Source organism: Aquisalimonas asiatica (genome assembly GCF_900110585.1).
GTDB classification, from domain to species: Bacteria; Pseudomonadota; Gammaproteobacteria; order Nitrococcales; family Aquisalimonadaceae; genus Aquisalimonas; species Aquisalimonas asiatica.
The window spans coordinates 136,764-160,728 of record NZ_FOEG01000007.1 but is presented as its reverse complement, the minus strand read 5'-3'; the positions used below and the strand labels follow the sequence as shown (position 1 = coordinate 160,728).

The following is a 23,965-nucleotide window of genomic DNA, read 5'->3' as shown; positions in this document are numbered from 1 at the left end:
ACGAGTGGGACGCCATTGCCCTCAACTACACCTCCGGCACCACGGGCGACCCCAAGGGCGTGGTCTACCACCACCGCGGCGCCTACCTGAACGCCGTGGGCAACACCATGGTCTGGGATCTCGGCCACAGCCCGGTCTATCTGTGGACCCTGCCCATGTTCCACTGCAACGGCTGGTGCTTCCCCTGGACCATCACCGCCTGTGCCGGCACCCACGTGTGCCTGCGCAAGGTGGATCCGGAGAAGATCCTGCAGTTGATCCGCGACGTGGGCGTCACCCACATGTGCGGCGCCCCCATCGTGCTCAACGCCATTCTCAATGCGCCGGAGGCCTCCAAGCAGGGCATCAACCACGCGGTCAAGGCCATGACCGCCGGTGCCGCCCCGCCGGCGCAGGTGATCGGCGGTGTCGAGGCGATGGGCATCAGCGTCACCCACGTCTACGGGCTCACCGAGGTCTACGGGCCGGTGATGGTGTGCGCCTGGCACGACGAGTGGGATGAGAAGCCGCTCGAGGAGCGGGCGCGGCTGAAGGCGCGCCAGGGCGTGCGTTACCCGACGCTGGAAGGGGTGATGGTGGCGGACTCGGAGACCCTGGAGCCGGTGCCGCAGGACGGCGAGACCATGGGCGAGATCTTCATGCGCGGCAATACGGTGATGAAGGGGTATCTCAAGAACCCGAGCGCCACCGACAAGGCCTTCAAGGGCGACTGGTACCACACCGGTGATCTGGCGGTGTGGCACGCCGACGGCTACGTGGAGATCAAGGACCGGCTCAAGGACGTGATCATCTCCGGGGGCGAGAACATCTCCACCATCGAGGTGGAGGACACCCTCTACCGGCACCCGGCGGTCATGGAGGCGGCCGTGGTGGCCCGACCGGACGAGAAATGGGGCGAAGTGCCGTGCGCCTTCGTGACCCTGCGCCCGGGGCATGAGCACACCACCGAAGAGGACATCATCAACTTCTGCCGGGAGAACATGGCGCGCTTCAAGGCGCCGAAGAAGATCGTTTTCGGCGAATTGCCCAAGACGTCCACGGGCAAGATCCAGAAGTTCCGGCTGCGCGAACAGGCCGGGCAATGACGACGGGCCGGACCGGTGATACCGCACCGCTGGGTATCACCGAACGGTCCCCCGTGCCGGTCACTCCCCCCAGCTCGCGCCCTCCAGGGCGTCCAGCGGCAACTTGAGGTAGCGCCTGCCGTTACCTTCCGGTTCCGGCAGGCGACCCCCGCGGATGTTCACCTGCAGCGAGTGCAGGATGAGCTTGGGCATGGGCAGATCGGCATCACGGCGATCGCGCATGCGGATGTAGTCAGCCCGGCTCATGCCTGCAATGTGCGGGTTGCTCGCCTTCTGCTCGGCCACGGTGCTCTCCCACAGGGGCTCACGGCCATCGGGCATGTAGTCGTGGCCCGTGAAAAGCCGCGTGCTGTCCGGCAGCGCCAGGATCTCCTGCATGCTGTCCCACAGGCGGCCGGCATCGCCGCCCGGGAAGTCCGCCCGCGCGGTGCCGAAATCGGGCATGAACAGCGTATCGTGGACGAAGGCGGCGTCTCCGATGACGTAGGTCACCGACGCCAGAGTATGCCCCGGGGAGAAGAGCACGCGCCCCTCCAGGTTGCCCACGCGGAAGGTATCGCCGGCGGCAAACAGGCGATCCCACTGGGAGCCGTCCGTGCTGACCGCGTCACCGAGGTTGTAGAGCGTCTGCCACAGGCGCTGGACATCGGTCACGTGGGCGCCGATCCCGGTCGGTGCGCCGAGGGTGTCGCGCAGATAACCCGCGGCGGAGAAGTGATCGGCGTGCGGATGGGTATCCAGAATCCACTCCACCTCCAGCCCCTCCCGGCTGATGTAATCCAGCAGCGCATCGGCGGAGTGGGTACTGGTGGCGCCGGATTTCTCCTCGAAATCGAGCACAGGGTCGATGATCGCGCACCGCGCAGTCTCCGGGTCACTGACCACGTACTGGATGCTGAACGTGCGCGGCTCGAAGAACCCCGCCACCACAGGAATCCCTTGTGAGATACGGCTGACCTGGGACACGGAACCGACCCTCCTTAAGCTATTTCGTTATATAATTATAACCTATTGGTCTTATGCTTCGGAAGTCACTCCTGTCCACGGCCCGGGTCGCGCTCCAGCCGATCTGCCAGCGCCTGGAACTCGGCACCGAACAGGCTGCTCCGGCGCTGCTCCCACCCGGCCAGCAGCCAGCCCACGCGGCCATCGCTCCCCTGCTGCAATCGCAGCCAGACACGCCGGTGCCGGACGTAGAACATCAAACCCAGGCCGATGACCAGCATCAGTGATCCAGCGTAAACCACCCCTTCGCCGGGCGCGCGGGTGATCTGTAGCCCGGTGGCCTGCCGGTGGTCGAAATCACGCAGCTCGGGAAGCAGCGGGGCACCATAGCCCGGCAGGACCATCAGCACGTCCATGGCATCGCTGAAGAAGCGGCGATCCGCCTCCCCCATCTCGGCGGGGGACACGGTGCGCTCGTACTCCCGCTCGAGCACGTCGGCATAAGCCTGCAGCAGCGCCGCATGAAAGGCGTCCCGCATCAGCCCCCGCACCACCTCTCCGGCGTCGTCTTCCAGCCCACCCTGGCGCACCAGGGCGTCGATGCGCGCTTCCACAGCTGGCACGCCCCCCTGGAGCAGTTCACCCACAAGGCTCTGGGCAACCCCGGCCAGATAGGGCGCCAGCCCGGCCTGGGAGCCCTCGGCGCCACGGAGCATGCCCGCAACGCCGGACTCCGCCGACGCGCGCAGGCGGGTGTCATCCTTGAGCGCGTCCTGGAACGCCATGAACCGGTCAAGACTGTCATCCGCGTCCGCGGGAATGTAGAGGTACTGGTAATCCTGTCCCGGCGCCTCACGCATGCCGGTCAGAAAATACATGCCGTCATCCACCCGCTGGGGGCGCATGAAGTTGCGGTACTGCCGGGCCTCCCCGGTCGGACCGCGCAGCCGATACGTGAAGCTCGGCCCGAAATCGGTCCCCTCGCCCGCAGCGTGATCGTCCGGCCGGGTGGTCCGGCGGGAGAAGTCCTCCATCTCCAGGGTGTAGGTACGCTCCCCGAGCGTGATGGGCAGCTCCCCGTGCACGGCGACACGGCCATCCACGGGCGCCGCCGCGGTGGAGTGCATGGGCCAGAAACGGAGATCCATCATGGTACCGCCATCGCTGTAGCTGGACTGGTAGATGGCGTGACCGCGGTGATGCACCGGATCGTTGACGGCCACCGTACGCTCCAGGGGCGCGTCCAGATCGGGATCGTGGATCAACAGATCACTCTCGTAGGAACGGGGCTCACCGTTGGCGTAGTAGTCGATGCGGAACTCCACGACCTCGATGATGAACGGCAACTCCTGGGCCAGGTAGCCGTCGCGCACGTCGATGTAGACGGCCCGCCCGGCGTCACCTTCGGGCAGGCTGATGGTGCCCCGGAAGGCCGTGCTGCCGGGAGACAGACGACTCTCCGGGTCGAGCTCGCTGAGCGGCAGATCGTCACGGGTCTCGATGCGCAGCTGGCCCGCCCACTGCTGGAACTTGAGCCCCATGTTCGCATCCATCAATCCGCCCACACAGATCACCACGATCGCCAGATGGCTGAACAGGTAACCCAGCCGGTTGCCCCGCCCACGCATTCCGGCCAGCACCACGCGGCTGGCGTCCTCGTGCGCCCGCACCCGATAGCCCTGCGCCTGCAACCCATGCCGGGCCCGGGCAAGCGCCGCGTCCAGCGACTCCTCGGTATGCCACTCACGCCGGTGCCGGTGCGCCCGCAACGCGCCGTCGCGCTGACGCTCCCGGAACCGCGTCGCCTCCTTCCACACCACCGGGCCATGCCGGTAGATGCACACCGACGTGGACAGCACCAGGAACAGCAGCATGGCGATGAACCAGGGCGCCGAGTAGACGTCGTAGAGCCCGAGCACACGGTAGAGTTCGAACCAGAACGGGCCGAATTTCTGGAGGTAGGTGTTCCAGGCCTGGTCCTGCTGGAGCACCGAACCGATGACCGACGCAATGGCCACGGCGACCAGCAGCGTGATCGCGAGGTTCATGGAGCCCAGGAAAACCAGCAGACGCTGGGTCTTGACACGCTTCTCCCGCGGGACAGTGCGGGCGGCTGGCGAGGCAGCACTCATGGCGGTGGTACCAGGGTCTTCATGGGGTGAGGCACGCTGGCCGGTCACCCGACCGGCCAGCGGCGAACCGCATCAGGGCAGTGCGGGGAAGGAGATGTCGGGCATCTCCCCGGTCATGGCGTGCAGGAACTGCTCGATGTCCTCGACCGTGTCGTCGTCCAGCTCGCTGCCCAGCATCTGCTCGGCCATGATGTTGATGGCCTCGCCAAGGTCGTCGACCATGCCGTTGTGGAAGTAGGGATAGGTTACCCCCACGTTACGCAGGCCCGGCGTACGGAACGCGTACTTGTCGCTCTCGTCCCCGGTGATCACGTAGCGCCCCTCGTCGGTGGGACCGTCGGGCAGTTCAAACCGGTGGAACTGGCCATCGGTCAGCGCCGGCCCGCTGTGGCAGGCGATGCAGCCGTTATCCACGAACGCCGCCATGCCCCGCTTCTGCTGTTCGCTCATGGCTTCCGTGTCGCCGCGCAGGTAGCGGTCGAACGGTGAGTTCGGCGTGTTCAGCGTGCGCTGGAAGCTGGCCAGGGCCTTGGCGACGTTCTCTTCGTTCACCGGGTCGTCCTGGCCCGGGAACGCCTCGTCGAAACGCTCCGTGTAGGCCTCGAAGGACTCCAGCTGCTCGATCGCCTCGTCCAGGTCCATGGCCATTTCAATGGCATCCTCGATGGGGCCGAGTGCCTGGCCCTCGAGATCATCCTCACGGCCGTCCCAGAACTGCGAGTCCAGGAACCCGGAGTTGAGCACCGTCGGCGTGTTGCGCTTGCCGACCTGCCCCTGGTGACCTACTGCCTGGGGGATCCGGTCGGCCCAGCCGAGCGCGGGGTTGTGGCAGGTCGCGCAGCTGATGACACCACTCGAGGAAATACGCGGCTCGAAGAAGAGCATTTTGCCGAGTTCAATCTTCTCTTTCGTCAGGGAATTGTCCGACGGAATTGGCGGGAGAGCCGGCAATGGCTCGAATCGATCCCGGTACTCCGCATAGCCGTCATCATCGGCAAGACTCTGCCCGGCCATACCGAGTAACGATACGCCCGCAACGGCGATGATCCCGCGTCGCAGCACTCCTGAGGCTTTCACTCTACGCATGGCAGTTGCCCTCCGTTTGACCGTATGACCGACACGTCGGCACGGCTCACATTTGCTTGGACTCAAAATTAACCGCCCGGCGGCGCGGTGTAAAAACGTAATTCAACTACCGCTTTGCAGATGAATGATTCACTCAAAATACTGATTAATAATGACGGTCGTTTCCGGTGTAATGAGGCCAGCGTTCCGAACTCGAGGTCGTCATGCCTGTTTTCCGCTATCCGCAACCCAAACCCTCCGAGATTACGCCACAGAGGCTGTTCGAGCGCCGCCGCGAGTTCCTGCGCCGCTCGGCCGGATCGCTGACGCTGGCCGCCGTACCCGGCCTCTGGCCACTGGGGGCACAGGCATGGACCGGGCGTCTCGGCGACGCGGAGAGCACACCGTTCGCCACCGACGGTGACCTGACGCCCAAAGACGCCATCACCAGCTACAACAACTTCTTCGAGTTCGGCACGTCGAAGGACGATCCGGCAGAACACGCGCACAGGCTCAAGACCGACCCCTGGACCGTGACCATCGACGGTGAGGTGGAGAAGGCCGGGACATTCGACCTGGAGGATGTGCTCGCGCCCCATGCCTTCGAAGAACGGATCTACCGGCTGCGCTGTGTGGAGGCGTGGTCCATGGTCATCCCCTGGGTGGGCTTTGAACTGGGCGCACTGCTCAAGCGCCACGAACCCACCTCCAGGGCGAAATACGTGGTCTTCGAAACGCTCCACGACCCCGAGCAGATGCCCGGTCAACGGCGGGACATTCTCGACTGGCCCTACCGCGAGGCCCTGCGCATCGACGAAGCCATGCATCCGCTGACCATCCTCGCCGTGGGGTTGTACGGGGATGTGCTGCCCAACCAGAACGGCGCCCCGCTGCGGCTCGTGGTGCCGTGGAAGTACGGTTACAAGAGCATCAAGTCCATCGTACGCATTCACCTCCAGGAAGAGCGGCCCACCACCACGTGGGAGGCGGAGCGCCCCAATGAGTACGGGTTCTACGCCGTGGTGAACCCCGAGGTCCGGCATCCCCGCTGGCACCAGGCCACCGAGCGCCGGATCGGCGAATCCGGCCGCCGACGCACCGAGAAGTTCAACGGTTACGGCGATTACGTGGCCGACCTGTACGACGGTATCGACCTGAGCGAGCACCTGTGACCCGCCGAGGACGCGAGCACCGCCCGCGCACGGCCGGGCGGGGGCCGGCGCTGGCCCTGAAGACCGGAGCCGCGGTCTGCTGTGCGCTGCCGCTGTTCTGGCTGGCGTGGCAGTGGCACACCGGTGGCCTGGGCTTTGATCCGGCGGAGGCGGTGGTTCACACCCTCGGGCGCTGGGGGCTTGCCCTGCTGATTCTGACGCTGGCTCTCGGCACCGTCGCCCACGTGCTGCGCAGCCCAGGGCTGCTGACACTGCACCCGCTACTCGGCGTCGCCGCGTTCATGTACCTGCTGCTTCACGGTGCGGCCTGGTATGCGCTGTTCATGGGCGCGGACCTGGCGCTGATCCTGGACGAGCTGGCGGCCCTGCGCTATCTGCAGGTGGGCCTGCTGAGCCTGCTGCTGCTCATCCCCCTGTCGCTGACCTCGGGCCGGGAACTGAGCCGCCACTGGGGCTCCAGCCTGTGGCACTGGCTGCACCGTCTCGGCTACCTGGCCGCGGCTGGCGGCATCACCCACCTGTGGCTGGTCACCCGTGCGGACTACATCGTCCCCTGGCTGTACGTCGGCGCGTTCGCAGCCATCCTGTGCCTGCGCACGGGGTTCAGCGCCCGGATGCTCCTGCGCCGCTCGCAGTCGTAGACTCAAACCCCAGCAACGCCCCGAGCCGCTCCGGGTCGGCAAGCATGTCGGCCAGCGTGTAGCGGTCAAGCACGGCGTAGAAGGCGTCCATGGCTTCACCCATCGCGTGATGGAGCGGACAGTCCGGTTGCAGCGGGCACTCCCGGTCGCCGTTGGAATCCAGGCACGCGTTGACCTGATCCTGCCCCTCCGTGACCCGCGCAACATCGCCAAGGCGGATGTCACCGGGGCTTACTCCCAGGCAGACCCCACCATGCTTGCCGCGCGTGGATGCAACGAAACCGTTCTGCACCAGTTTCTGCATGACCTTCATCAAATGATTACGGGAGATGGCGTAGTCCTCGGCGATCCGGCCGATGGTCACGAGCTCCCCGCGGTCCAGCAGGCCCATGTAGATCAGGGCGCGGAATGCGTGATCCGTGTGTCGCGTCAGACGCATGATTTGCCTCGTTCAATGCTTGCAGACTATCTATTTCGATAGACTACACACCACCTCGATGAGCTAATTGATTTATATCAATAATGATCGAAGCGCCCCCAGAACCGGCCACCTTCGCCCACGTGCTGTGGCGGGCTATCATGGCGCCCTGACCTGCTGCCTGGAGCCCTCATGAAGATCGGCATCATCGGCACCGGCCGCGTCGGTTCGTCCCTGGCCTACACGCTGGTCACGCGCGGCCTCGCCGAAGAGCTGGTGCTCTACAACCGCAAACCGGAAGTGGCCGTGGGCGAAGCGCTGGACCTTGAGCACGCGCTGGCGTTCACCCAGCGGCGCATGACAATCCGGGCGGGTGGCGTGGACGCCTTTGCCAACGCCGACGTGATCGCCCTGTGCGCCTCCCGCCCGCTGCCCGAGGGGGCGACCGACCGGCGCATGCTGGGGCCGCAGAACGTCGCCCTCAGCCGGGATCTGCTGCCGGCATTCGCCGCTGTGGCGCCGAACGCCCGACTGGTGATTCTCTCCAACCCCGTGGATGTGCTGACGTACTACGCCGTGGAGCACACCGGCTTTCCGGCCGAACGGGTTCTGGGCTGCGGCACGCTGGTGGACTCAGCCCGATTCCGGGCCATGCTCTCCCGGGAGATCGGCGTCAACCCGTCGGACGTGCGTGCTTACGTGATGGGCGAGCACGGACCGGCGCAGTTCCCGGTGATGACTTCGGCCCAGGCGGGGGGCGAACACCTGGCCGATACCCCGCAACGTCAGGCCATGTTCCGGGACGTGGTCAACGCCGGCATCACCATCCTGAAGAACAAGGGGTACACCAGCCACGCTGTCGCCATGGCGGGCTCGCTGCTGATCGAGGCCATCGCCTTCGACACCCGGCAGACGTTTCCCGTCAGCCAGCGTCTGAACGGCTACCTCGGGGAGCGGGACGTGGCCCTGAGCGTGCCGGCGGTGGTGGGTGCCGGCGGTGTGGAGAAGCTGCTGCAGCCGGAAATGAACGACAAGGAGCGACAGGCGTTCCGGGATGCAGCCACCAGCGTCCGCGATGCCATGCGCATGGCGCTGCAGGGAAGTCAGTCCATGTGAACACCCCGCGGACCGGGCAATCCGCGGGGCGTGACCGGGTTCAGCGCACGGCCTGCAGGCCGGAGAAGAACTGCCGCGTGTTCTCGGTCAGGCTCTCCAGGTGATACCCCCCCTCCTGCACCACCAGCACGGGCACGTCCACACCGCCGACCGTGCGCGCGAGGCGATTGAAGCCCTCGTGGGTGACCGCCACCTTGGCCTGCGGGTCGTGCTCGTAGATGTCGAACCCGAGTGTGACGATCAGCACATCCGGTTCATAGACCCGGATGCTGTCCATGGCGGTATGCAGATGATCGAAGAAGACCTGCTCCGGCGAGCCGTGGGGGATGGGCAGGTTGATGGTGTAACCGTAGCCGGCCCCTTTGCCGCGCTCGTCCTCGTGGCCGCTGACCACGGGGTAGAAGTTGGTGCTGTCCCCGTGGATGGAGATGTAGAGCGTGTCATCCCGGTCGTAATACAGCTCCTGGATGCCCTGACCGTGGTGCATGTCCGGGTCGAGGATGGCGATGCGCGGGAAGCGCTCGCGCAGGGCTTCCGCCGCAATGGCCGCGTTGTTCAGGTAGCAGAAGCCGCCCGCGGCGTCGAACCGCGCGTGGTGCCCCGGCGGCCGGCACACGGCGTAGGATTCGCGGGCGCCCCCGAGCAGAGCATCGGCGGCGCTGAGTGCCGTCTGCGCCGACCAGTACGCGGCCTCCCAGGTCTTCTCGCCGATGGGGCAGCTGCCGTCGGCCTGGTAGCAGGCAGACTCGGCAAGAATCCCCCGCAGCGGGTTGGGTGAGCGCACGAAGACGTTGGACATCACCTCGTCGCCCCAGTCATCGGGGATCTCCTTCCAGCGACGATGGGCGCTTTCCAGGAACCGGAGGTAACCGAAATCGTGGACGCGGTTGATGCCGCGCATGCCGTGGTCCGTCGGCCGCTCCACGGCCACGTCCACCGCGTCCAGCCCCTTGAGGATGTACCCGGTACGCTCCGGGATCTCCAGAGGCGTGCGCATCTGCCCCCGGGACAGGTAGCTCCGGGGAATGTGGCCATCCTGCGTCGGATCGAAAAAGGCTTTCACGTCGGTACCCCTTCATGTAATGACACAACACTGAAGCGCCCTTCGTACCACAGAGACGGCGGCGAAAGGAACACTCCCGCGGCGCGGGTATGATTCACGCGGTCTTCACGTCCGGACGATCCAGGGCGTAGTGCTCCAGCTTGCGGATCTCGTCGCGCAGCTTGCCGGCCTCCTCGAACTCCAGGTTGCGGGCGTGGGCATACATCTCCTGCTCCAGCGCCTTGATGCGTTTCACCGCCTCGGCCGGGGTCAGCTCGCCGTACTTTGCTGTCTCCTCGGCAACCCGCGCCTGCTTGCTCAACGGCTCCGGCACGCCGGCGCCGCCCCGCGCCATGACGTCGGCCACGGCCTTGCGGATGGTCTGCGGGGTAATGCCGTGGGCCTCGTTGTGGGCGATCTGTTTGGCACGCCGCCGCTCGGTCTCATCGATGGCGGCGCGCATGGAGTCGGTCACCGTATCCGCATACAGCATGGCCTTGCCGTCGGCATTCCGGGCAGCGCGGCCGATGGTCTGGATCAGCGAACGACCCGAGCGCAGGAACCCCTCCTTGTCGGCGTCGAGGATGGCGACCAGGGTCACTTCCGGCAGGTCCAGCCCTTCACGCAGCAGGTTGATCCCCACCAGCACGTCGAACGTGCCCAGGCGTAGATCACGAATGATCTCCATGCGCTCGACGGTGTCGATGTCGGAGTGCAGGTAGCGGACGCGCACGCCGTTCTCGGTGAGATACTCGGTGAGGTCCTCGGCCATGCGCTTGGTGAGCGTGGTCACGAGCACACGCTCCTGCCGCTGCACCCGCTCGTTCACCTCCCCCAGGAGATCGTCCACCTGCGTGGTTGCGGGCCGCACTTCGATCTCCGGGTCCACCAGCCCCGTGGGCCGCACCACCTGGTCCACGACCCGGGCGGCGTGCTCCTGCTCGTAGGGCCCGGGCGTGGCGGAGACGAATACCATCTGCGGCGCCAGCCGTTCCCACTCGTCGAACCGCAGCGGCCGGTTGTCCAGCGCCGACGGCAGCCGGAACCCGTACTCCACCAGCGTCGTCTTGCGCGCCCGGTCACCGCGGTACATGCCGCCGATCTGCGGAATGGTCACGTGGGACTCGTCGATGAACAGCAGGCAGTCCGAGGGTAGATAGTCGAACAGCGTCGGCGGCGGCTCCCCCGCCTTGCGCCCGGAGAGATAGCGGGAGTAGTTCTCGATGCCGTTGCAGTAGCCCAGCTCCTGCATCATCTCGATGTCGAAGCGGGTGCGCTGCTCCAGCCGCTGCGCCTCCAGGAGCTTGTCGTTGTCGCGCAGCTCCTTGAGCCGCTCGCGCAGCTCCTCGCGGATCTCCTCGATGGCATCGACGATGGTCTTGCGCGGCGTGACGTAGTGCGTCTTGGGGTAGACGGTCAGCCGGCTGACCTTGCGCAGGGTCTCGCCGGTAAGGGGATCGAAGTAGCTGAGCGCCTCCACTTCGTCGTCGAACAGCTCCACCCGCACCGCCTCGGATTCCGACTCCGCGGGGAAGATGTCGATCACCTCGCCGCGCACGCGGTAGGTGCCGCGCCGCAGCTCGGTGTCGTTGCGGGTGTACTGCAGCTCCGCAAGCCGCCGCATGATCTGGCGCTGCTCGGCCACGTCGCCCTCCACCAGATGGAGCACCATGCTCAGGTACGACTTAGGGTCACCGAGACCGTAGATGGATGACACCGACGCCACGATGATGGTGTCGCGCCGCTCGATGATGGCCTTGGTGGCCGACAGCCGCATCTGCTCGATGTGTTCGTTCACCGAGGCATCCTTCTCGATGAAGGTGTCGGAGGACGGCACGTAGGCCTCGGGCTGGTAGTAGTCGTAGTAGGAGACGAAATACTCAACCGCGTTGTCCGGGAAGAACTCCCGCATCTCGCCGTAGAGCTGCGCCGCCAGCGTCTTGTTGGGCGCCAGCAGCAGAGCCGGCCGCTGCACGTCCTGGATGATGTTGGCGACGGTGAACGTCTTGCCCGACCCGGTCACCCCCAGCAGGGTCTGGTGATACAGCCCGTCGTTGAGCCCGCCGACCAATTCGCTGATCGCCTGGGGCTGGTCACCGGCGGGCTCGTAATCCGACTGCATGCGGAAGGGCTTGGTCATGGCGCAACATCACTCTTGCCGAGGCGGAACAGCCGCCGTTCCTTCATGTCCAGCGGCGTTTCCACTATCATTGAACACTGCGATTTGCCCGGAAAGGCTGGACGAAGCGGTCGCCCGGGCAACTCAATCAACCGGTCCCAGAACCAGTCGGAGGACGATTTGGACAATTCGCTCGCGAACCGGGTTCAGCGCGTAAAACCCTCTCCCACCCTGGCCGTGACTGCGCGAGCCGCCGAGCTCCGCGCCGCCGGGAAGGACATCATCGGGCTCGGCGCCGGAGAACCGGATTTCGACACGCCGGAGCATATCAAACAGGCCGCGATCGAGGCGATCCAGGCGGGTCAGACCAAGTATACCGCGGTGGACGGTACGCCGGAGCTGAAGCAGGCCATCCAGAAGAAGCTCGCCGGGCAGAACGACCTGAGCTACGAGCTCAACCAGATCCTCGTTTCCGCCGGCGCAAAACACAGCATCTACAATGTGATGCAGGCGATTCTGGATGCTGATGATGAAGTCATTATCCCGATCCCCTACTGGGTCTCCTACCCGGACATGGCGCGGCTCGCCGACGCCGTGCCCCGGGAGATCGAGGCCACCAAGGATCAGCGTTTCAAGATCACCCCCGAGCAGCTGGAAGCCACGCTCACCAGCAAGACCAAACTGGTGATCCTGAACAGCCCCTCCAACCCCACCGGCGTGGCGTATACGCGCGCGGAGCTGCAGGCGCTGGGCGCCGTGCTGGAGAACTACCCGCGGGCGTACGTGCTCACCGACGACATCTACGAGCACATCCTCTGGGCGGACGAGCCGTTCACCAACATCGTCAATGCCTGCCCGGGCCTGAAGGAGCGCACCATCGTCATCAACGGCGTCTCCAAGGGCTACTCCATGACCGGCTGGCGCATCGGCTACGCCGCCGGGCCGGCGGACGTGATCGGCGCCATGAAGAAGATCCAGTCCCAGAGCACGTCGAACCCCTGCTCCATCGCCCAGGCCGCTTCCGTGGCCGCGCTCACCGGTGACCAGGGCTGCATCGCGCCCATGCTGAAGGCGTTCAGGGAACGACACGACTTCGTCGTGAATGCCCTGAATAACATGAAGGGCGTCGAGGCGGTGGAAGGCGACGGCACCTTCTACACCTTCCCGCGCGTGCAGGGCGCCATCGACAACCTGGGCCTGAAGACCGACGTGGAGCTCGCCGAACACCTGATCAACGAGGCCAACGTGGCCCTGGTACCCGGCTCCGCCTTCGGTCTGGATGGCTACGCCCGGATCTCCTTCGCCACGAGCATGGAGAACCTGGAGAAGGCCATGGATCGGCTGGCGAAGGCGCTGGGCTGAGACCGCGGGCTCACGGGCTTTGACGGTTGACGGAAGGCCGGGGTTATGTAGAATACCGGCCTGACGATTCCCCGGTAGCTCAGTTGGTAGAGCAAGTGACTGTTAATCACTGGGTCGGCGGTTCGAGCCCGTCCCGGGGAGCCAACCATTCGAGAGCCCTGGCCGTTGTCGGCCGGGGCTTTTTTCGTTGCGACGCCCGGTCGGGCCGTGCAGGGCCACGGCACCGGAGGCGCTCGGCGCTGACCCGCGCCGGCAAGAACCCGACCTGCGCCGGTGCGCCCGGACTACCTGCCGGTCATGGCGCCCTCTCAGGAGCAAGGCGATGAGTCACTGGCGCGTGATGGCACTCCTCGGGCTCCTGATCGCCGGGCCGGCACTAGCGCTGTGGGAGCCGATGTCGCTGCGGGAGCTGATGGAGCTCGGGCAGGACTACGCCCGCAAGCCCTGGGTCGGCGCCGGCAGCGTGCTGTTGCTTGCGGTGATGTTGACCCTCGCCCTGCCCGGCAGCCTGGTCTTCTGGCTCATCGCCCCGTTCCACCCACCGGCCGTGGCAGTCCCCATGTTGCTCGCCGGGAGCGTGCCCGGCTGCATCGGCGCATACTGGGTGGCCGCAACCCTGGGCGACCGGCTGCGCCACGCCCGCAGGACGGCGGGCATCGTGGATTTCATGCGTGAGCGCAGCGATACAATGTCCCAGTGCGCGCTCCGCGTTCTGCCGGGGTTTCCGCACGCGGTGGTGAACTACACGGCGGGTGTTCTGCGCCTGCGCCTCACCGGATTCATCATTGCCGCGATCATCGGCCTTGGCATCAAGTGGAGCCTGTATTCCGCCGCCGTCTACGGGAGCGTCGAGTCGGTCCGGCGCGGTGAAGGCATTGACGGGGGCACCATGCTGTTGATGGGTGCCATCGCCGCACTGATGGTCACCGCTGCATGGCTGAAACGCCGCATGGCCCGGGACTGACTCAGAAATACCCCACCAGCCGCCCCAGCACCAGCACACCGACCCAGGCGAAGATGGACGCCACCGCCGCAGGCCGCACGACGGCGGGGGACGGCCCCAGCAGCGTCCTGAACCGGCGGGCAAGCCAGGCGGCGTTCAACCCGGCCGCCAGGATCAGCGCCAGCTTGGCGAGAAACAGCATCGACTCCACGTATTCCGTGGCGCGGGTGGCGAACAGAAGCAGCCCGGTGAGCAGCGCCAGCAGGAATCCGCTGGCCGCGGTGCGTGAGAGCATTCGCCACACCGGGACGAGTCTCACCTGCGGCCACAGGCCGGCAAGCCTCAGATCCAGCGGCAACACACTGCCTACCAGCAGTGCCACGCCGAGAATATGCCCGGCGTTGACCAGGGGGTAGACGAGCATGGAGTTCCTGAGCGCGGCGATGGGCGCCCAGGCTTCAATGGCAGACAGCGCCGCGTCAATCAATCCGAGTCCGGGATGCGGCCGGGGTAGAGATCGTGGTGGCCTTCAGCGGTGGTGACGCGCACCGCCTTCACCAGGCGTTCGCCCTCACGTTCGGATACGTTCCCGAGCACCGTGATCTCGCTGCCGGACTCCAGCAGCTCTTCCGAGAGGCCCGCCCGCTCATTGCGCCAGGGCTGGCCGACTTCGATGGTCCAGGTCTCGCCATCGATCACGATATCCACTTCCCCGTGGGGATTCCCCAGGCGCACGTCGGCGATCTCGCCGGTCATCTCATCCAGCTCATCGCTGGCCCAGCCCCACCCGTGATGAGCGAATGCGACGGGAGCCAGGCCCACCAGCAGGACCAGACCGGACACGAAACCACGCACGGGAGCAAGCCAACGCATCATGCACCTCCAGCCGTCGGGGCAACGTTCGTTTGTTCATTGATAGCACACACAGGGCTGCCATGCCCACGCACGGCATTGTTGCCGCGTCAGGATGAGGGGCGCGCGCCGGCGAGCAGTTGCGTCGCCGCGGACGGCCTGGCAAACAGGAATCCCTGCCCGGCCTGGCATCCCTCGCGCAGCAGGAATGCCCTCTGCTCATCCGTTTCCACACCTTCAGCCACCAGCGGCAGCTCCAGCGCCGCAGCCAGGGCGATGATGGCGCGGATGATGGAGTCATTGCGCGGGGCCCTGCCGATGTCCCATACCAGTGAACGATCAATCTTGAGCCGGTCCAGGGGCAGGCGCTCCATGTGGGCAAGGTTGGAGTACCCGGTGCCGAAATCATCCATGGCGATGTGCACGCCCCGCTCCCCCAGCTTCTGCAGGACGTGCACCGCATTCTCCGGGGAGGCCATGAGCATGGTCTCCGTGATCTCCACCTCCAGCCGCGAGGCGGCCAGCCCGAACTCGGCCAGCTGCCCGATCAGCCAGTCCACCAGATCCGGCTGCTCCAGCTCGCTGGTGGACAGGTTCACGGAGAGCCGGTCCACATGGAAGCCCCGGGCGTCCCAATCCGCCAGTTGCCGGCAACTCTCCGTGATCACCCAGCGGTCGATCCACTGGATCAGGCCCATCTGCTCGGCCAGGGGAATGAAGTCGTCGGGTGGCACCATGCCCCGCTCCGGCTGCTGCCACCGCACCAGCACCTCCATGCCGATCATGCGCCCGTCGTCCAACCGGTACTGCGGCTGGTAGTGAAGCACGAATTCATCGTTGATCACGGCGCGACGCAGGTCATTTTCCAGTAACAGCCGCTGCATGGAGCGTTCGCCGAGAAACGCCTGATAGATGGCCCACCGGTCACCACCGGCGCGACGGGCATTGCCGACGGCGAGTTCCGCCGCGGACATGAGCGCCTCCGGCGTCTCGCCGTCACCGGGAAAACTGGCGACACCGATGCTCGCCGTGACGATCAGCTCGTGGTCGCCGAGCCGGTGCGGCTCCCGAAGCGTGGCAAGCAAGCCGTCCAGGAGCTCCGCCAGGGACTGCCGGGACACGTCCCGCCCCAGTACCGCGCAGAAGCCGTCGTCACCGACCCGGGCGACGGTATCGCACTCCGCGATGGCACCGTTCAGCCGCGCCCCGACCGCCTCCAGCACCTGATCGCCGGCCGCCTCGCCGAGCGTCTCGTTGATCCGCTTGAAGCCGTCCAGGTCGAAGAAGACCACATGGCAGCTGCGGTTCTCCGACTGCGCGTGGGCGATGGCCTCGTCGATACGCTGGCGCAGGAATGCGCGGTTGGGAAGCCCGGTGCGCGCATCGTAATTGGCCAGCGCATGCACCCGTGCACGCTGCTCATAGGCATCGGTCAGGTCCGTCCAGGTGCCAATGACTTCCTGCGGCAGGCCGTCCTCGGTTCGTGCCACGACCTGCTTTTCGTCGCGGATGTGACGGACCCGTCCGGACGGGTCGATGAACCGGTACTCCTGCACCAGGTGATCGGTAAACCCCTGGTTACGGCGGATCACGGCGTCGCGATCATCAGGGTGCAGGCGCTCCCGCCACCAGCCCCGCTGCAGGGCCACCTTCGGCGACACACCCAGAATGCGGCGGATGTTGCCACTGACCCATTGCGCCTCCAGCTCCGGCCCACGCAGGGAGTAGAGAATCGCCGGACTGCTGTCGAGCAGGTGCTGGAGCTGCAGGCGGGACGCCTCCAGCTCGCGGGTGCGGCGCAGAACCTGCCACCGCGTCAGCCACGCCAGCGTGGCGGCCAGCGTCGCCAGGCCCAGGGCCGCGGCCAGCAGGGGTGACAACCACACGGGAATCCGGCCGGCCTCGGCGTCGGTGGTTGTCTCGTAGAGCACTTCGTAGTAAGGCGACCCGGGATCCGTCTTCCAGCGGGTGATGTAGCGGTCCAGCGTGTCCAGAACGGCGTCAGCACGCCCGGGAGGAGCGGCAAAATACAGGTTGATCAGCCCGAAGGTGACCGGCGTCTCCACGAGGCCGAAATCCGAGGCATTGCGGCGTCCGAAGAAATTGTTGGTCACACCGGCATCCGCCGCACCCGACGCCACTGCCTCCAGGACATCCGCCATGCTGGAACGGGGCAGCAGCTCGTAGCCGTACGCCGCCTCCGCGGCCCAATCCTCAAGCTGTATCTGCTGCTGGCTCTCGGCAAGCACGGCAACGCGCAGCCCTTCCAGGTCCTCCAGGGCACGGATCTCCGAGTCAGGTTGTGCGTAGAACTGACTCCAGCCCTGGGTGACCGGGACGTCGTGAAAATCGAACACCGCCTCCCTGGCCTCGGATGCCGCCACATCGGGCATCAGATCGAGATCGCCACGCCGCAGCGCCGTCAGGCACTCGGACCAGGTACAGGGCGCGAACTCGAGTGCCCATTCCTCTTCGGTGGCAATGCGTTGAAGCAGGCGCGGGAAAAAACCGGCGGGGTCGCCGTTGGAATCCGTGTAGATCTTGGGCGGATTCTCGTAGAGCCCGACGCGGAGCACCTGCTCGGGCGGCTGGGCGCTGTGCAGATAAAGCGCCGCGGCGGCCGCGACGGAGACTGCGAGGACGCCCAGCAACCAGCGCCGACGGCACACACCCGTTGCAAGAATGCTCCGCACGTCCATTCGTCAGCGCCCACCCCTCTCAGGTGCAACCAACAGCGAGCGGCGCGGGAGACGCTACGCCTTCGAGCAAGTTATCACAGCCGGGCACGGGGGTAACGGGCGCCAGCGCCTGCAACACGCCGGCAGCCAGGGGGTCGGTCAGTGGCACGCCAGCGTGTTCTGGGGGCGCACCGCCTTGTCGAGGGTCCAGCAAGGCGACTGCTCATAGGCCCCCGGCCCGTCTCCGGCCCGGGGGTTGCCGTCGAAATCCACCAGGTCGGCATCCACCCAGTCGGGCAGCGCCCAGGCCGTGGTGGCGGGGAGCACGTCGGGCGAACGGAGGTGCAGCTCGGGCAATCCGCCATCCTCCGGGAACGGGTTTTCCAGTACACCATCGGCGGCATCGAGCGCGCCGGTCTCGTCGGTGCCACTCTCCGGATCGGTGTCGGGCGCGTACGCGCGGCCGGCGAAGATGAGATTGCCGCCCACGGTCTGGCTGTAGGCCGCATCCGCATTACTTAGCTGCAGCGCCGTCTCCTTCGAGACCACGGTGTTGCCCATGAAGGCCACGTTGCGCGGCCGGGCATTGTGCTTACGAATGCGAACCGCCGGCCCGTCAGCGTTATAGAACAGGTTGGAGAACACCGCAAGGCTGCTGTCGGACTGCAACAGGGATTCATCGGTCGGGTTGCCGTAGAACAGATTCCCGTACACGAGGTAGTGGTGGTCGGAACCCGGCCCCTCCGGCGGGAAGTGACCCAGCAGGACGTTGGGGCGCGCACTTCCCCCCTCCGCCCCGCCTGTTGCCTTGCTGAAGACGTTGTAGCGAATGACCGTCCGGGCGCCGGTTTCCGGAATGTCGGGAATGCCTTCGTCCGCCCAGGGCTCCTGATGCTTGATCTGCATGTTGTAGCCGACAGTATCCCGGACGAGGTTGTGCTCCACGAGCCCGTCGACGAAGGGCGCGGTGCCATCCGGCCGGCCAAGGTAAAGCCCGGTGCCCGTCGCCTCGATGATGTTGTTGCGAATCACCCATCCCCACGCCGCCTCGCGGGTGGTGATGCCGGTCATGCCCTGGGACTGGTCGTGGTTGCGGATGACCAGCCCCTCCAGGGTGACGTGGTGGCTCGGTTCCGACCGGTCCGGGTTGCGCTCCAGCACGACGCCGGCCGCGTTGGTGCTCATGCCGTCCAGTTCGACGTTGCGCAGGGTCAGGTGTGACACGCGCCGCAGGCTGACGGTGTTGCTGCCGCTGCGGGCCTCGAACACCGCATCGCCATCAGTGGGGCCCTCGATGACAATCGGCGCGCCCGCCTCACCGTGAAGGTCGTTGAGATTCAGGCCGTTAACGTACACACCCGCTTCCAGCTGCAGGCAGTCCCCCGGGCCCAATTCGTCCACAACGTCCTGGTAATCGAAGGGATCCGCGGTCAACAGCCGGCCGTCGATCGCTCCCTCGTCACAGTGGTCCGCAGCCGGCGGGCCGTCGCCTCCGGTGCCGACGTCCCCGACGTCCGAGTGACTCCCGCCATCGCTGATGCAGCCTGTTGCGGTAACAACCAGGCCAAGGCCCAGGACCAGAAGAGCCCGGGAAAACCGCTGGGAAGCGTGCGAGTGTGACATGTGGCGGCCCTGCCTGACGTCGCGTCATCCAGACTCAACGGCGCCCAACCCGGGACCGGTTGGCGCAGTACACCACCGGACGAACACCCGCTGACCCGCAGCGGGCGGCATTCACCGTTCGGGACGTGCGCGCGCCTCGCTGCCACTGGTGCGCTCGGCACTGCCGGCAGCGACCGCCGCTGGCGCCTCGTCCACCTCCTCCGGGGTGAACTGGTCAACATCACCCCAGGGCGGAGGCCCCTGCGGGCGCCATTCCATCACGTGCTGCGTCGTGGTGGGCTGCAGGGTGCTCACGGACGTGGCGCTGAACTCCGGGATCATGGGCGGGTTCAGCACCAGCACCACACCGGTAACCACCGACAGAAGACCGAGACCGAGTCGCGGATCACGTTCAGAAACGGCGTAATGGCTCACGGGATGCACCTGCAACGTTGTTCGACTTCCTCCCATGATACACCTCATGGACACGGACGCATCCCTGAATGTCACCAACCCCCTTGGGCCGCCATGCAGGCCGGGCTCACCCGGCGAAGCCCGGCTCCGGAAGGCCGGCCGTCGGCGCGGGCATGCGCAGCAGGTTGCCTGCCCGTGGCCAGCGCCGCAGTGCCTCGGCGTCCAGGTGCTGAGTCGCGGTGGTCACATAGAGCGTCTGCAGTTCGGGGCCACCGAAGGCCACCATGGTGGGGTGCGGACAGGGAACCCCGTAGCTGGCCACCAGGTTTCCCTCCGGCGAGAAGCGCACCACCTGCCCCCCTCCGTACAACGCTGCCCAGTAATAGCCATCGCAATCCACGGCGGCCCCATCCGGAACGCCCGGCAGCTCCAGGGCATCCAGGTCGACCCACGTTTCAGCAATACCGGTGGCGCCGCTGTCCACGTCGAAGGGGTAGCGCAGGATTCTCCGACTCACCGAGTCGGTGTGGTAGAGCCAACGCCAATCGGGGCTGAACGCCAGGCCGTTGGAGATGCTGATCTTCGACCGGTGGCTGGTCAGGCGCCCCTGCTCGAGGCAGTAGAGGGATGCGACCGGACTCGCCTCGTCAAAGGCAATGGTGCCGGCCCAGAACCGCCCGGCGGCGTCACAGCGGCCATCATTGAACCGGTTGCCGGCGTTACCCAGCCATTCGGGGTTGGCCACCAGCCGTTCCGGCTCTCCGGACGGCGGAAGACGAAGCCGCAGGATTCCCGAGGCGGTTGCAGCCACCAGCCCCCCGTCGCACAGGGCAATGCACCCCACCTTTTCATCCAGCGTGAAGCGGTGGGGCACGTCACCGCAATCCGGCCGCCAGGCGTAGATGTGGCCGTTGTTGATATCCACCCAGTACAGCGTCTGGCGCTCCACCGACCAGACCGGGCACTCGCCCAGGCTCATGCGCAAGTCAGCCGCCACGTCCATCGCGTTATCGTTCATAGGAGACGCCTCTTACAGTATCCCGGGCCCTGGTCGGCCTCAGTGGTTGTCCCGCGGTGGGCTGCGCCGCGCCACATCGCGGTACCCGGTGGCCGCCTCCAGGGTCATGCCCCGATCCAGCGGCTCCACCAGATCCCGCTGGATCTCCTGCCAGGGGGTCTGGTGATCCGGATAGGAGTAACCGCCCTGCGCCTCCAGACGCTGGCGGCGCGCCGCCAGCTCGGCGTCGTCCACCAGCACCCGGACTTCGCCCTTGGCAAGGTCCACGCGCAGCCAGTCACCGGTCTCGAGCAGCGCCAATCCTCCGCCGGTGGCGGCCTCGGGCGCGGCATTGAGGATCGACGGGGAGCCGGAGGTGCCGGACTGGCGACCGTCGCCCATGCACGGAAGGGATTCAATGCCGCGCTTGATCAGGGCCTCGGGCGGCTGCATGTTGACCACCTCGGCACCACCGGGATGACCCACCGGCCCGGCCCCCCGTATGACCAGAACCGTGGTCTCGTCGATCTCCAGGGCGGGGTCGTCGATGCGGGCGTGGTAGTCCTCGGCGCCGTCGAACACCGCCACCCGCCCCTCGAAGGCGTCCGGATCCCCGGGGTCACTGAGAAACCGTTGCCGGAAATCGGCGGAGATGACACTGGTTTTCATCAGCGCGGAGTCGAACAGGTTCCCGCGGACGTTGAGGAACCCGGCGTGCTGCACCAGCGGATTGTGGTAGCGGCGAATCACGTCGGGATCGCGCGTTTCGCACCCGTCGATGTTGGCCTCCAGCGTGCGGCCGTTGACCGTGTTGGCCGTACCGTGGAGCCGGCCGGCCTGGAGAAGCTCGTGCAGTACGGCGGGCACGCCGCCGGCGCGGTGGAACTCCTCGGAGAGGTACGCCCCCGCCGGCATCACGTTGGCCAGGAGCGGGACCGTGTGGCCGAGGCGCTGCCAGTCGTCGTTGGTCACCTCGACCCCGGCATGGCGAGCGATGGCGTTGATATGGATGGGCGCGTTGGTCGACCCGCCCAGGGCCGAGCAGGCAACGATGGCGTTCTCGAACGCCTCGCGGGTGAGGATGTCCGCCGGACGCAGATCCTGCCAGACCATCTCCACGACCCGTTCGCCGGTCTGGTAGGCGACCATGGAGCGCTCCTTGTACGGCGCCGGAATCATCGCCGAACCCGGCAGGCTCATCCCCAGAGCCTCCGCCAGGGAATTCATGGTCGAGGCGGTGCCCATGGGATTGCAGTGCCCCACCGACGGGGCGGAGTCGGTGGCGCGGGCGAGGAACTCGGCGTAGTCGATGTCACCGGCGGCAAGGCGCTTGCGCAGCTCCCAGATGATGGTGCCGGATCCGACCCGCTCGTTGCCGCGCCAGCCGTTGAGCATGGGTCCGCCGGAGAGCACGATGGCCGGGATATTTATGGTCGCCGCGGCCATCAGGCAGGCAGGCGTGGTCTTGTCACAACCGGTGGTGAGCACCACGCCGTCCAGCGGATACCCGTGCAGCACCTCCACCAGCCCCAGGTAGGCCAGGTTGCGGTCGAGGGCAGCGGTGGGCCGCCGGGCGTTTTCGTGAATCGGGTGCAACGGGAACTCGAAGGGCACCCCGCCGGCGGCGCGGATGCCATCCCTGACCCGCTGCGCCAGCTCCAGGTGGTGGCGGTTGCACGGCGTCAGATCCGAGCCGGACTGGCAGATGCCGATGATCGGCCGGCCGCTGGTGAGCTCCTCCAGCGTGACGCCGTAGTTCATGTAGCGCTCGATGCACAGCGCCGTGGTGCCGGGATGCTCAGGGTTGTCGAACCAGTCCCGCGAGCGCAGCTGATCGGGGGTGATCTTGCGGTGGGTCATGTTCCGCTCCTTGTACAGGCCGGCAATCCCGGCCTGATCGGCTTTGGTTGTACGGACAGTGACGCGCGACATGGGGCGGTAACGTCATCCATAAGCCATCTCCTCGAGCTCCTTGCCGCGCGTCTCCTTGACGAAGCGCAGCACGAAGAGCACCGATACCACGGCACAGAACGCGTAGAAGCCATAGGCCCCCGCCAGGCCGATCGAGGCGAGCATGATGGGAAACGTCATGGTGATGCCGAAGTTGGCCAGCCATTGGAACAAGCCCGCCACGGCCAGACCGGAACCTCGCATCTGGTTGGGGAACATCTCGCCGAGCATTACCCACATCACCGGGCCCCAGGAGGCATTGAAGAAGAAGACATAGGCATTGGCCGACAGGAGCGCAAACACGCCCATGCCGTCGCCGAGCTGCAGGCTGCCATCAACCATGGTGGCCGTGGAGAAGGCGTAGGCCATACAGACCAGCGTCATGGCCATGCCCGCTGACCCCGCCCACAACAACGGTCGGCGTCCGACCTTGTCGATCAAGGCAATGGTAACCAGGCAGGCAGCGATACTGACCGCCCCCGAGATGACGTTGATCAGCAGCGCATCCCCCTCGGAGAAGCCCACCGACTGCCACAGCACCGCGCCGTAGTAGAACACCACGTTGATGCCCACCAGCTGCTGGAAGACCGCCAGGCCGATACCGACCCAGACGATACCGTGCACCCTGCCGGTGGCCTGATTGATGACGTCGCGCAGCCTCGGCGGGCGGTCCCGGGCCAGGGTGGCGTTGATCTCATCGAGCTTGGCACCGACGTCACGTTCCGGCATCACCAGGCCCAGCACGCGCCTCGCTTCCCCCTCCCGGCCGACGCAGATCAGGTAGCGCGGGCTTTCGGGGATGAATAACAGGGCCACCAGGAACACCGCAGCCGGCAGCAGTTCGACCCAGAACATCCAGCGCCAGGTGGCAAACCCCAGCCACAGTTCGTTGACCGCCGAGCCTGACAGGTGGGCCAGCACGTAGTTGCTGACAAAGGCCATGAACAGCCCCGAAATGATCGCCACCTGCTGGGTGGTGGCGAGTCGGCCACGATAGGCGGCCGGCGCCACCTCACTGATGTAGGCCGGCGTCATCACGCTGGCGGCCCCCACGGCCATGCCACCCAGGATCCGATAGACGACGAACTCCAGGGAACCGGTGGCGATACCCGAGCCCCAGGCGCTGATCAGAAAGAAGATCGCCGCCACGATCAGGAGCGTGCGGCGGCCGAAACGGTCCGCCAGGCGCCCGGCGAAGAAGGCGCCTACCGCGCAGCCCAGCAGCATCGAGGCGACATTGAAGCCGGTTCCCGCGGCATCGGAGTCAAAGGCGGTTTGCAGGCCATCGACGGTGCCATTGATCACACCGCTGTCGAAGCCGAACAGAAAGCCGCCGAGGGCAGCGATACAACAGATCACGAAGATATAAAGCGAACGACCCATGACTGTACGTCCCTGCATCACGAGCACTCCTTGAAAAGGGTGAAACCTT

20 protein-coding genes and 1 tRNA gene are annotated in these 23,965 nt (G+C 66.2%); 7 read left to right on the top strand and 14 right to left on the bottom strand.

The genetic code is table 11. From position 1 onward, the window contains the following. The coding region (locus BMZ02_RS14545; RefSeq protein ID WP_091645206.1) for an AMP-binding protein at positions 1-1,085 on the top strand (1,085 nt) is incomplete at its 5' end. A gap of 60 nt (positions 1,086-1,145) precedes the next feature. On the opposite strand, the gene BMZ02_RS14540 is transcribed toward BMZ02_RS14545, so the two are convergent. The 3 genes from BMZ02_RS14540 to BMZ02_RS14530 form a co-directional block, all read right to left on the bottom strand. Next, entirely contained in the window at positions 1,146-2,051 is a 906-nt protein-coding gene (locus BMZ02_RS14540) for an MBL fold metallo-hydrolase (RefSeq protein ID WP_091645204.1), read from the bottom strand. A 65-nt stretch (positions 2,052-2,116) separates the two neighbouring features. Further along, positions 2,117-4,162 carry a cytochrome c biogenesis protein ResB gene (locus BMZ02_RS14535; RefSeq protein ID WP_091645203.1) on the bottom strand — a complete coding sequence of 682 codons (2,046 nt, stop codon included), beginning with the start codon at positions 4,160-4,162 and terminating at the stop codon, positions 2,117-2,119. 72 nt (positions 4,163-4,234) lie between these two features. Further along, positions 4,235-5,176, bottom strand: coding sequence for a cytochrome-c peroxidase (locus BMZ02_RS14530; RefSeq protein ID WP_245754045.1), 942 nt, complete (start codon positions 5,174-5,176; stop codon positions 4,235-4,237). A 275-nt stretch (positions 5,177-5,451) separates the two neighbouring features. On the opposite strand from BMZ02_RS14530, the gene msrP reads away from it, so the two are divergent. Continuing rightward, the gene (gene msrP / locus BMZ02_RS14525) at positions 5,452-6,399 is read left to right on the top strand and encodes a protein-methionine-sulfoxide reductase catalytic subunit MsrP (protein WP_091645200.1); all 948 of its coding nucleotides are present in this window, start codon (positions 5,452-5,454) and stop codon (positions 6,397-6,399) included. Next, entirely contained in the window at positions 6,396-7,040 is a 645-nt protein-coding gene (locus BMZ02_RS14520; protein WP_171909941.1) for a ferric reductase-like transmembrane domain-containing protein, read from the top strand. Before msrP ends, BMZ02_RS14520 begins: the two co-directional genes overlap by 4 nt. Here BMZ02_RS14520 and BMZ02_RS14515 read toward each other — a convergent pair. Further along, the gene (locus BMZ02_RS14515) at positions 7,003-7,479 is read right to left on the bottom strand and encodes an RrF2 family transcriptional regulator (RefSeq protein ID WP_091645197.1); all 477 of its coding nucleotides are present in this window, start codon (positions 7,477-7,479) and stop codon (positions 7,003-7,005) included. The two genes, BMZ02_RS14520 and BMZ02_RS14515, sit on opposite strands and share 38 nt — an antisense overlap. Before the next feature lie 171 nt (positions 7,480-7,650). Between BMZ02_RS14515 and BMZ02_RS14510 the strand changes: the two genes are divergently transcribed. Then, the gene (locus tag BMZ02_RS14510) at positions 7,651-8,574 is read left to right on the top strand and encodes a malate dehydrogenase (RefSeq protein WP_091645195.1); all 924 of its coding nucleotides are present in this window, start codon (positions 7,651-7,653) and stop codon (positions 8,572-8,574) included. A gap of 40 nt (positions 8,575-8,614) precedes the next feature. Here the strand turns inward: BMZ02_RS14510 and BMZ02_RS14505 are convergent, their stop codons facing one another. Further along, complete coding sequence (locus tag BMZ02_RS14505) at positions 8,615-9,637, bottom strand: histone deacetylase family protein (protein ID WP_091645193.1); 1,023 nt, start codon at positions 9,635-9,637, stop codon at positions 8,615-8,617. 94 nt (positions 9,638-9,731) lie between these two features. After that, positions 9,732-11,756, bottom strand: a complete 2,025-nt coding sequence (gene uvrB / locus BMZ02_RS14500; protein WP_091645191.1) for an excinuclease ABC subunit UvrB — start codon at positions 11,754-11,756, stop codon at positions 9,732-9,734. Positions 11,757-11,915: 159 nt separating this feature from the next. Between uvrB and BMZ02_RS14495 the strand changes: the two genes are divergently transcribed. From BMZ02_RS14495 to BMZ02_RS14485, 3 genes are all read left to right on the top strand, one after another. Beyond that, a complete protein-coding gene (locus BMZ02_RS14495) occupies positions 11,916-13,097 on the top strand; it encodes a pyridoxal phosphate-dependent aminotransferase (RefSeq protein WP_091645189.1) in 1,182 nt (393 codons plus the stop codon). Positions 13,098-13,165: 68 nt separating this feature from the next. After that, positions 13,166-13,241: transfer RNA gene (locus BMZ02_RS14490), tRNA-Asn, on the top strand. 178 nt (positions 13,242-13,419) lie between these two features. Beyond that, entirely contained in the window at positions 13,420-14,061 is a 642-nt protein-coding gene (locus BMZ02_RS14485; protein ID WP_091645187.1) for a VTT domain-containing protein, read from the top strand. Between the two features lies 1 nt (position 14,062). Here the strand turns inward: BMZ02_RS14485 and BMZ02_RS14480 are convergent, their stop codons facing one another. The 8 genes from BMZ02_RS14480 to BMZ02_RS14445 all read right to left on the bottom strand — a co-directional run bounded on the left by BMZ02_RS14480 (position 14,063) and on the right by BMZ02_RS14445 (position 23,934). Then, positions 14,063-14,527, bottom strand: coding sequence for a hypothetical protein (locus BMZ02_RS14480; RefSeq protein WP_091645186.1), 465 nt, complete (start codon positions 14,525-14,527; stop codon positions 14,063-14,065). Further along, positions 14,524-14,916, bottom strand: a complete 393-nt coding sequence (locus BMZ02_RS14475; RefSeq protein ID WP_216110850.1) for a DUF6152 family protein — start codon at positions 14,914-14,916, stop codon at positions 14,524-14,526. Before BMZ02_RS14475 ends, BMZ02_RS14480 begins: the two co-directional genes overlap by 4 nt. Positions 14,917-15,002: 86 nt before the next feature. After that, entirely contained in the window at positions 15,003-17,591 is a 2,589-nt protein-coding gene (locus tag BMZ02_RS14470) for an EAL domain-containing protein (RefSeq protein WP_091645183.1), read from the bottom strand. Positions 17,592-17,729: 138 nt separating this feature from the next. Next, on the bottom strand, positions 17,730-19,193 hold the full coding sequence (locus BMZ02_RS14465) for a hypothetical protein (protein WP_091645181.1): 1,464 nt from the start codon (positions 19,191-19,193) through the stop codon (positions 17,730-17,732). A gap of 111 nt (positions 19,194-19,304) precedes the next feature. Then, the gene (locus BMZ02_RS14460; protein WP_139209226.1) at positions 19,305-19,607 is read right to left on the bottom strand and encodes a hypothetical protein; all 303 of its coding nucleotides are present in this window, start codon (positions 19,605-19,607) and stop codon (positions 19,305-19,307) included. Positions 19,608-19,713: 106 nt separating this feature from the next. Then, positions 19,714-20,604 carry an SMP-30/gluconolactonase/LRE family protein gene (locus BMZ02_RS14455; RefSeq protein ID WP_091645177.1) on the bottom strand — a complete coding sequence of 297 codons (891 nt, stop codon included), beginning with the start codon at positions 20,602-20,604 and terminating at the stop codon, positions 19,714-19,716. Between the two features lie 39 nt (positions 20,605-20,643). Beyond that, positions 20,644-22,443, bottom strand: a complete 1,800-nt coding sequence (locus tag BMZ02_RS14450) for an IlvD/Edd family dehydratase (protein ID WP_091645212.1) — start codon at positions 22,441-22,443, stop codon at positions 20,644-20,646. 84 nt (positions 22,444-22,527) lie between these two features. Continuing rightward, positions 22,528-23,934 carry a sugar porter family MFS transporter gene (locus tag BMZ02_RS14445; RefSeq protein WP_091645175.1) on the bottom strand — a complete coding sequence of 469 codons (1,407 nt, stop codon included), beginning with the start codon at positions 23,932-23,934 and terminating at the stop codon, positions 22,528-22,530. Positions 23,935-23,965: the final 31 nt, after the last annotated feature.

Bases quoted from the DNA above. Each gene is read 5' to 3' on its own strand.
- uvrB (WP_091645191.1), bottom strand. From the start codon at position 11,756: ATGACCAAGCCCTTCCGCATGCAGTCGGATTACGAGCCCGCCGGTGAC.
- BMZ02_RS14485 (WP_091645187.1), top strand. From the start codon at position 13,420: ATGAGTCACTGGCGCGTGATGGCACTCCTCGGGCTCCTGATCGCCGGG.
- BMZ02_RS14510 (WP_091645195.1), top strand. From the start codon at position 7,651: ATGAAGATCGGCATCATCGGCACCGGCCGCGTCGGTTCGTCCCTGGCC.
- BMZ02_RS14530 (WP_245754045.1), bottom strand. From the start codon at position 5,176: ATGGCCGGGCAGAGTCTTGCCGATGATGACGGCTATGCGGAGTACCGG.
- BMZ02_RS14515 (WP_091645197.1), bottom strand. From the start codon at position 7,479: ATGCGTCTGACGCGACACACGGATCACGCATTCCGCGCCCTGATCTAC.
- BMZ02_RS14465 (WP_091645181.1), bottom strand. From the start codon at position 19,193: ATGTCACACTCGCACGCTTCCCAGCGGTTTTCCCGGGCTCTTCTGGTC.
- BMZ02_RS14535 (WP_091645203.1), bottom strand. From the start codon at position 4,162: ATGAGTGCTGCCTCGCCAGCCGCCCGCACTGTCCCGCGGGAGAAGCGT.
- BMZ02_RS14470 (WP_091645183.1), bottom strand. From the start codon at position 17,591: ATGGACGTGCGGAGCATTCTTGCAACGGGTGTGTGCCGTCGGCGCTGG.
- BMZ02_RS14450 (WP_091645212.1), bottom strand. From the start codon at position 22,443: ATGACCCACCGCAAGATCACCCCCGATCAGCTGCGCTCGCGGGACTGG.
- BMZ02_RS14475 (WP_216110850.1), bottom strand. From the start codon at position 14,916: ATGATGCGTTGGCTTGCTCCCGTGCGTGGTTTCGTGTCCGGTCTGGTC.
- BMZ02_RS14445 (WP_091645175.1), bottom strand. From the start codon at position 23,934: ATGCAGGGACGTACAGTCATGGGTCGTTCGCTTTATATCTTCGTGATC.
- msrP (WP_091645200.1), top strand. From the start codon at position 5,452: ATGCCTGTTTTCCGCTATCCGCAACCCAAACCCTCCGAGATTACGCCA.
- BMZ02_RS14455 (WP_091645177.1), bottom strand. From the start codon at position 20,604: ATGAACGATAACGCGATGGACGTGGCGGCTGACTTGCGCATGAGCCTG.